The organism is Sphaerisporangium sp. NPDC049003, assembly GCF_043197795.1.
In the GTDB taxonomy this organism is placed as follows: Bacteria; Actinomycetota; Actinomycetes; order Streptosporangiales; family Streptosporangiaceae; genus Sphaerisporangium.
Genome location: NZ_JBICTU010000021.1, coordinates 24119 through 30865, shown reverse-complemented (window position 1 = coordinate 30865; position 6747 = coordinate 24119). Strand labels below are relative to the sequence as shown.

Sequence of the window (6747 nt, the reverse complement as noted above, 5' to 3'; positions counted from 1 at the left end):
GCTCGGGCAGGAATCGCCCGGCCGGGGCTCGCCGGGGCACGGTCACGACCGGATCGCCGTGCCGACGATGCTGGTCGCCGGGTGGGCGGACGGCTACGCCAACGTGGTGCCGCGTCTCAGCGCCTCGCTGGAACGCGGCGGCGTGCCGTACCGGGTCATCGCCGGGCCGTGGTCGCACGCGTCACCGGACCACGCGCTCCCGGGGCCGGGCATCGAGCTGCTTCCCGAGATGGTCCGCTGGTGGGACCGCTGGCTGCGAGGGGACCGCGACGCGGCGCCCGGCCGCTCGGCCGTCGTCTTCGTCCGCTCGTCCACCCCGCCCGCCCCCGACCGCGCCACGGTGAACGGAGAGTTCCGCGCCCTGCCAGGATGGCCGGCCCTCCCCGAACGCCCCTGGCCCCTCACGACCCGGAAAGGCGCCGCGTGGAGGGACCTTCCCACCGACCCGGACATCGGCATCGCCGTCTGGAACAACTGCGCGGGCTCTCTGCCGTGGGGCCAGGCGCTGGACCAGAGATCCGACGACGCCCGCTCCGTGACCGTCGAGTGGGAGAGCCCCGCCGAGGGGCTGACGATCGTCGGCCATCCCCGGCTGCGCGCGAGCGTCCGTACGGGCGCGGGCGGCACCCTGGCCGTACGACTCTGCGACGTGGCCCCCGACGGCGCCTCCGAACTGATCAGCCGGGCGATCCTCCGCCTCCCCGGCGTCTCAGAACCCCAGAGCGATTCCGAGGCCGATTCCCCGGCCAAGGTCGGGTCCGAGGCGGGTTCGCCGGCGCAGGCCGGGTCCGTGGCCGAATCCGAGGAGTCAGGAGCGGTGGTGGAGTGCGAGGAGTCAGGAGCGGTGGTGGAGTGCGAGGAGTCAGGAGCGGTGGTGGAGCGCGAGGAGTCAGGAGCGGTGGTGGAGGTCGAGGTCGAGGTGGAGCTGGACGTCGTGGCGCATCGTGTGGTGCCAGGGCACCGGCTCAGGCTCGCGCTCGCCACCTCCGAATGGCCCAATGTGATGGCCTCGCCCGAGCCCGTGCCGGTGGCGGTGGATCTGGCCGGCAGCGCCCTCCTGCTGCCGCTGGCAGAGGGGCCCTTGGGCGAACCGGCCTCGGGACTGCGCCGCACCGAAGCCCCGGTCCCCGACGCGACCGACGTGGTGTGGACCATCGACCACGACGTGCTCCAGCGCGTCACCCGGTGCAGGACCGGCTACGGATCCGCCGCCGAGCCCCTGGGCGGCGGGACCTACGCCGACAGGTACGAAGGCGAGGTCACCCTGGACCACCGGACCCGCCGCCAGACGGTGTCGGCGCAGAGCCGTTTCCACATCTCGTGGGCCGACGGCCCCGCGGTCACCGCCGAAAGCCGGCTCAAGGTCGCCACCGAGGGCAATCGCCTGACGGTGACCGTCGAGGTGACCGCCACCGAGAACGGCACCAAGCTCATGACCCGTCGCTGGACCCGCCACCTCGACCGTTGAGGCCGGTGAGGCCGGTGAGGGTCTGGACGACCAGGGGGCCGAGGGTGGGGAGGTGGTAGCCGCCCTCCTGGACGGCCACCATGGGAAGGCCGAGCCTGCTGACCAGGTATCCCGTCCGGTGGTAGCCGGACGCGCTGACCCGAAGCGGGCTCTCTGGGTCGTCGGCCGCCGCGTCCACCCCCAGCGAGACCACGACCGCCTCCGCCCCGTACGCCGCGACCGCCGCGCACAGCCGTTCGACCCCGGCTAGCCAGGCCTCGTCGCCCGACCCGGGGGCCAGCGGGACGTTCACGGTCGTGCCCAGGCCCGCGCCCGTGCCCGTCTCGTCCGCGAAGCCGAGGTAGTGGGGGAACCACCCCGCCCCCGGATCGACGTGGACCGACCCGTAGAAGACGTCGGGCCGTTCCCAGAAGACGGCCTGGGTGCCGTTGCCGTGGTGCGCGTCCACGTCGATGACCGCGACCCGCGCGAACCCGTGGCCGCGCAGTGCCTGGGCGGCCACGGCGGCGTTGTTGAGGTAGCACGATCCGCCGTACCCGGCGGGCGCGGCGTGGTGCCCCGGAGGCCGGCACAGCGCGTACACCGCCCGCGCCGTCCCGGTGGCGACCAGGTCCGCCGCGGTCAGCGCCGCGTCCACCGCCGCCCGCGCGGCGGGCCACGTGCCGGGGCCGACGAGGGTCATGGTGTCGTAGCACCACAGCCCGGCGCGGGCGTGCACGGCGGCAGGGGTACGCGAGGGCATCCCGGCGAGCATCGCCGAGGTCGGGAAGACGTACGGCACCACGCGATCCTGGCCCGGGTCGCGCGGGTACCCGGCCTCGGCCCACTGCTCCCAGACGTCGCGCAGGTGGTCGATCATCGCCGGATCGTGGACGGCCCGGAGCGCGTCGTCGTCGTGGGGCACCGCCTCCACCAGCTCGGCCCCGGCCTCCGCCAGGGCGGCGCCGATCGACGTCGCGCGCTCGGGCACCTCGGTGCCGGGAGTCCGCACCCCGATCCAGATCTCGGCTCCCGGCACGTGCTCCAGGCACGCGGGCGACCAGACCGCGGTGATCACTCCGCGGCTCCGGACGGCCGGAAGAAGCGGTCGAGGACGCGGACGCCGAATTCCAGGGCGGACACGGGCACGCGCTCGTCGATGCCGTGGAACATGCCGAAGTAGTCGAGATCGGGTGGCAGCGCGAGAGGGGCGAAGCCGTAGGAGACGACGCCGAGCTCGTGGAACGCCTTCGCGTCGGTGCCGCCGCTCATGACGTACGGCACCGGGACGGCGCCGGGGTCCTCGGCGACCAGTGAGGAGCACAGCGCGTCGAACGTCGGGCCGCCGGGGTCGGCCGCCGGGGCGTCCTCGAAGCAGACGAACTCCCGGGTGACCTTGGGGCCGAGCAGCCGGTCGACGGTCTCCAGGAACTCGTCACGGAAGCCGGGCAGGAACCGGCCGTCCACCTGGGCCTCGGCGGACCCGGGGATCACGTTGACCTTGTATCCCGCGTTCAGCATGGTCGGGTTGGCGGAGTTGCGCAGCACAGGCCTGAACAGGTCGCCCACCGCGCCGAGCCGGTCGGCCTCGGCGTCCAGCCGGTCGTGGTCGATGGTCTCGCCGAGGGCGGAGGCGAGGGCGTCGAGCATGCCCCGCACGCCAGGTGTGAGCCGCACCGGCCAGCGGTAGGACGCCAGGCGCGACATGGCGTGGCACAGCTCGGCCACCGCGTTGTCGGCCGGCGGCAGCGAGCCGTGCCCGGCCACGCCGCGCGCGGTCAGCCGCATCCAGGCCATGCCCTGCTCGCCGACCGCCACCGGGTAGACGCGCCGGCCCGCGTGGTGCACGGTGTAGCCGCCGTCCTCGCTGATCGCCTCCCGGCAGCCCTCGAACAGCGCGGCGTGCTTCCTGGCGAGGAAGTACGAGCCGTACTCGCCGGTGGCCTCCTCGTCCGCGGTGAACGCCAGCACGATGTCCCGGCAGGGCCGGACGCCCGCGTCGGCCCACGACCGGACCAGGGCCAGCGTCATGGAGCACGTGCCCTTCATGTCGACCGCGCCCCGGCCCCACACGACGCCGTCCACGATCTCACCGGAGAAGGGGTGGACGGCCCAGTCGGTGGCGTCCGCCGGTACGACGTCGAGGTGGCCGTGGACGAGGAACGGGTCGCGCGCGGGGTCCGCGCCGGGGACGCGGGCGACGACGTTGGCCCGGCCGGGCGCCGACTCCAGGATCCGCGCCTCGATCCCGGCACCCGCCAGGAGCCCGGCGACGTACTCGGCCGCTCCGCGCTCGCCGCGTCCCCGGTTGTCGCCCTCGTTGGTGGTGTCCAGGCGGATCAGGTCGGAGAGGATCTGCCCGACTCCGGGCGCGGAGGTGGCTGGGGTGGTCAATCAGGCCTCCGTGAGGTGGCAGGCGGCGTGGTGGCCGCGGTCGGCGGGGAGTACGGCCGGCGGCTCGGTCTCGCAGCGCGCGGCCACCTCCTTGGGAAGCCCGGCGGCGTAGGCCGGGCAGCGAGGACGGAAGCGGCAGCCCGCCGGGATGCGGGACGGATCGGGCGTCTCGCCCACCAGGACCACGGGCTCCAGCTTGTTGATCTCCGGCACGACCGACAGCAGGGCCCTGGTGTACGGGTGCCGTGGCGCGAGCAGCACCTCGGCGGCCGGGCCGGTCTCCACGATCCTGCCGAGGTACATCACCGCCACGCGGTCGGAGATGTTCCAGGCCAGGCCGAGGTCGTGGGTGACGACCAGCACGGACAGCCCGAGCTCGGCGCGCAGTTTGAGCAGCAGCGCGAGGATCTCGCCGCGCACCGAGGCGTCCAGGGAGGACACCGGCTCGTCGGCGACCAGCACGTCAGGCTCCAGCACCAGCGCGCCCGCGATCACCACGCGCTGGCGCTGCCCGCCGGACAGCTCGTGCGGGTAGCGCAGGAAGAACCGCTCCGGGGGGCGGAGCCCGGCCTTCGACAGCGCCTCGGCGACCCGGGTCTCCTCGTCGCCGGAGATCCCGTGGATGCGCAGGCCCTCGGCCACGGCCTCGTACACCGTGTGCCGGGGGTTCAGCGATCCCGTCGGGTCCTGCAGGACGAGCTGGACGTGCCGCCGGAACTCCTTCAGCGCGCCCTTGGCGTAGCTCAGCGGCTGAGCGCCGTGACGCACGGAACCCTCGGCGGGGCGGACCAGGCCGAGCAGACTGCGGGCGAGCGTGGTCTTGCCGCAGCCGGACTCGCCGACCAGGGCGACGATCTCGCCCGAGCCGATCTCCAGCTCCACGCCGTCCACGGCGCGGGCCGCGCCGAAGCGGACGTGCAGCCCGTGAGCGGCGAGCGCGACGCCGGCGTCCCGCGAGGGCTCGCTCATCGGGCACCTCGCAACAGCCGGAGGGGAGGGGTGTCGCTCACTGCGCTCCTCTGAGGTCCAGGTCGGGTTCGGTGGCGCGCAGGCAGGCGGAGGTGCGGCCGTCGCCCAGCTCGGCGAGGACGGCCTCCGTGGAGGCGCACTTGTCCAGCGCGACCGGGCAGCGCGGATGGAACTCGCACCCGCCCGGCAGGTCGCCGGGGAAGGGCGGGTCGCCGGGCAGCCCGCGCGGGCTGTACCGGAACCGCTCGTCGCCGATCCTCGGGAAGGCCCCGGCGAGCGCGGCGCTGTAGGGATGGCGGGGGTCGTCGAAGACCGCCGTGGCCGGGCCCTGCTCGACCACGCGCCCCGCGTACATGACGGCCACCCGGTCGCAGGTGGACCCGAGCACCGACAAGTCATGAGAGATCAGGACCATCGACAGCCCCAGGTCCCTGACCAGCGACGACAGCAGGGCGAGCACCTGGGCCTGGACCATGACGTCGAGCGCCGTGGTCGGCTCGTCGGCGATGAGCAGGCGCGGCCCGCAGGCCAGCGCGAGCGCCACCATCACCCGCTGCCGCTGGCCGCCCGACAGCTGGTGCGGGTAGTCCCTGGCCCGCCTGGCGGGCAGCCCCACCTGCTCCAGCAGCTCGCCGACCCGCCGGTCTGCCTCCTTCCTCGTCACCTTGGAGTGCAGCAGGATCGGCTCGGCGATCTGCCTGCCGATGCGCTGCACCGCGTTGAGCGAGTGCAGGGCCCCCTGGAAGACGATCGAGGCCTCCGCCCACCTGACGGCCCGGAGCCGCCCGAACGACATGCCGTACACGTCCTCGCCGTCGAGCAGCACCTGCCCGCCGACCTTGGCCGACCGGGGGAGCAGCCGCAGCACGGCGTTCGTGATCGTCGACTTGCCGCAGCCCGACTCGCCCGCCACGCCGAGCACCTCTCCCGGCGCGACCGAGAGGTCCACGCCCCGTACGGCCGGCACGTCCCCCGCGTAGGTGACGGTCAGGTCCCTGAGCTCCAGCAGTGCCGTTTCCGGTGTCATCTCGTCTCCTTGAGACGGGGGTTGAGCACGGCCTCCAGCGTGCGGCCGATGAGGGTGAAGGCCAGCACCACCAGCACGACGCAGATGCCCGGCGGCATGACGAACCACCACTCGTTGTTGGTCATGGCCCCGGTGGAGAAGGCGTGGTCGAGGATGTAGCCCCAGGACGGCCGGGTCGGGTCGCCGAGCCCGAGGAAGGACAGCGTGGTCTCCGACAGGATCGCGATCGACACGGTCAGCACGACGTGCGCCATGACCAGGGGCATGACGTTCGGCAGCACGTGCCGGGTCATCTGGTGCCAGTCGCTCGCCCCGAGGGCCCTGGCCCTTTCCATGTACGGCCGCTCGCGCACCGACAGCGTCTGCGCGGAGACCAGCCGGGCCGTACCCGGCCAGGACGTCACCCCGATCACGATGATGATGTTGAGCAGGGACGCGCCCAGGATCGTGGCCATCACGATGGCGAGCGGCAGGAACGGGATGACCAGGAACCAGTCGGACACCGCGTTCAGGATCGACCGCAGCCGGCCCGAGTAGAACCCGGCCATGACGCCGATCGCGGTGCCGATGACCATCGCGATCACGGTGGCGGCCAGGCCCACGAGCAGCGACATGCGGGTGCCGTGGATCAGCAGGGTCAGGACCGAGCGGCCGTTCTCGTCGGTGCCCAGCGGGTAGCCGAGGGACGGCGCCATGTGGCCCGGGGCCGTCGCCCTGGTGATGTCGAGCCCCGAGGGATCGGCCAGCAGCGGCGCGAAGATCGCGACCAGGGCGAAGACGCCGAGGATCGCCAGCCCGGCGAGGCCGGTCCGGTGGGAGCGGTAGTCGCGCCAGAACCGGGCGAGGGTCGCCCTGCGGCGCGCCCTGACGATGGCGGTGCCGGAGGTCATGAGCGGCCTCCCCGGCAAGG

Annotated in this window: 6 protein-coding genes; 1 reads left to right on the top strand and 5 read right to left on the bottom strand. The window is 73.5% G+C overall.

Annotated features, from left to right (window positions below; all coding sequences use genetic code 11):
• Positions 1-1468, top strand: a 1468-nt coding sequence (locus ACGFIV_RS22855) for a CocE/NonD family hydrolase C-terminal non-catalytic domain-containing protein (RefSeq protein WP_392837491.1), incomplete at its 5' end; no start/stop codon positions are given.
• On the opposite strand, the gene ACGFIV_RS22850 is transcribed toward ACGFIV_RS22855, so the two are convergent.
• From ACGFIV_RS22850 to ACGFIV_RS22830, 5 genes are read right to left on the bottom strand one after another with little or no spacing between them, the layout of a single operon-like run.
• Positions 1431-2525 (bottom strand): hypothetical protein, encoded by a 1095-nt coding sequence (locus ACGFIV_RS22850; RefSeq protein WP_358559360.1) that lies wholly within the window; start codon positions 2523-2525, stop codon positions 1431-1433. The two genes, ACGFIV_RS22855 and ACGFIV_RS22850, sit on opposite strands and share 38 nt — an antisense overlap.
• Positions 2522-3841 carry a M20/M25/M40 family metallo-hydrolase gene (locus ACGFIV_RS22845; RefSeq protein WP_358559362.1) on the bottom strand — a complete coding sequence of 440 codons (1320 nt, stop codon included), beginning with the start codon at positions 3839-3841 and terminating at the stop codon, positions 2522-2524. Before ACGFIV_RS22845 ends, ACGFIV_RS22850 begins: the two co-directional genes overlap by 4 nt.
• Positions 3842-4810 (bottom strand): ABC transporter ATP-binding protein, encoded by a 969-nt coding sequence (locus ACGFIV_RS22840; protein WP_358559363.1) that lies wholly within the window; start codon positions 4808-4810, stop codon positions 3842-3844.
• 37 nt (positions 4811-4847) lie between these two features.
• A complete protein-coding gene (locus tag ACGFIV_RS22835) occupies positions 4848-5837 on the bottom strand; it encodes an ABC transporter ATP-binding protein (RefSeq protein ID WP_392837487.1) in 990 nt (329 codons plus the stop codon).
• Positions 5834-6727: an ABC transporter permease gene (locus tag ACGFIV_RS22830; RefSeq protein WP_358559367.1), complete on the bottom strand. Its 894-nt coding sequence runs from the start codon at positions 6725-6727 to the stop codon at positions 5834-5836. Before ACGFIV_RS22830 ends, ACGFIV_RS22835 begins: the two co-directional genes overlap by 4 nt.
• Positions 6728-6747 lie beyond the last annotated feature (20 nt).

What these genes read in the sequence shown, in the direction of transcription:
- ACGFIV_RS22840 (WP_358559363.1), bottom strand. Translation starts at nt 4,810, where the DNA reads ATGAGCGAGCCCTCGCGGGACGCCGGCGTCGCGCTCGCCGCTCACGGG.
- ACGFIV_RS22835 (WP_392837487.1), bottom strand. Translation starts at nt 5,837, where the DNA reads ATGACACCGGAAACGGCACTGCTGGAGCTCAGGGACCTGACCGTCACC.
- ACGFIV_RS22830 (WP_358559367.1), bottom strand. Translation starts at nt 6,727, where the DNA reads ATGACCTCCGGCACCGCCATCGTCAGGGCGCGCCGCAGGGCGACCCTC.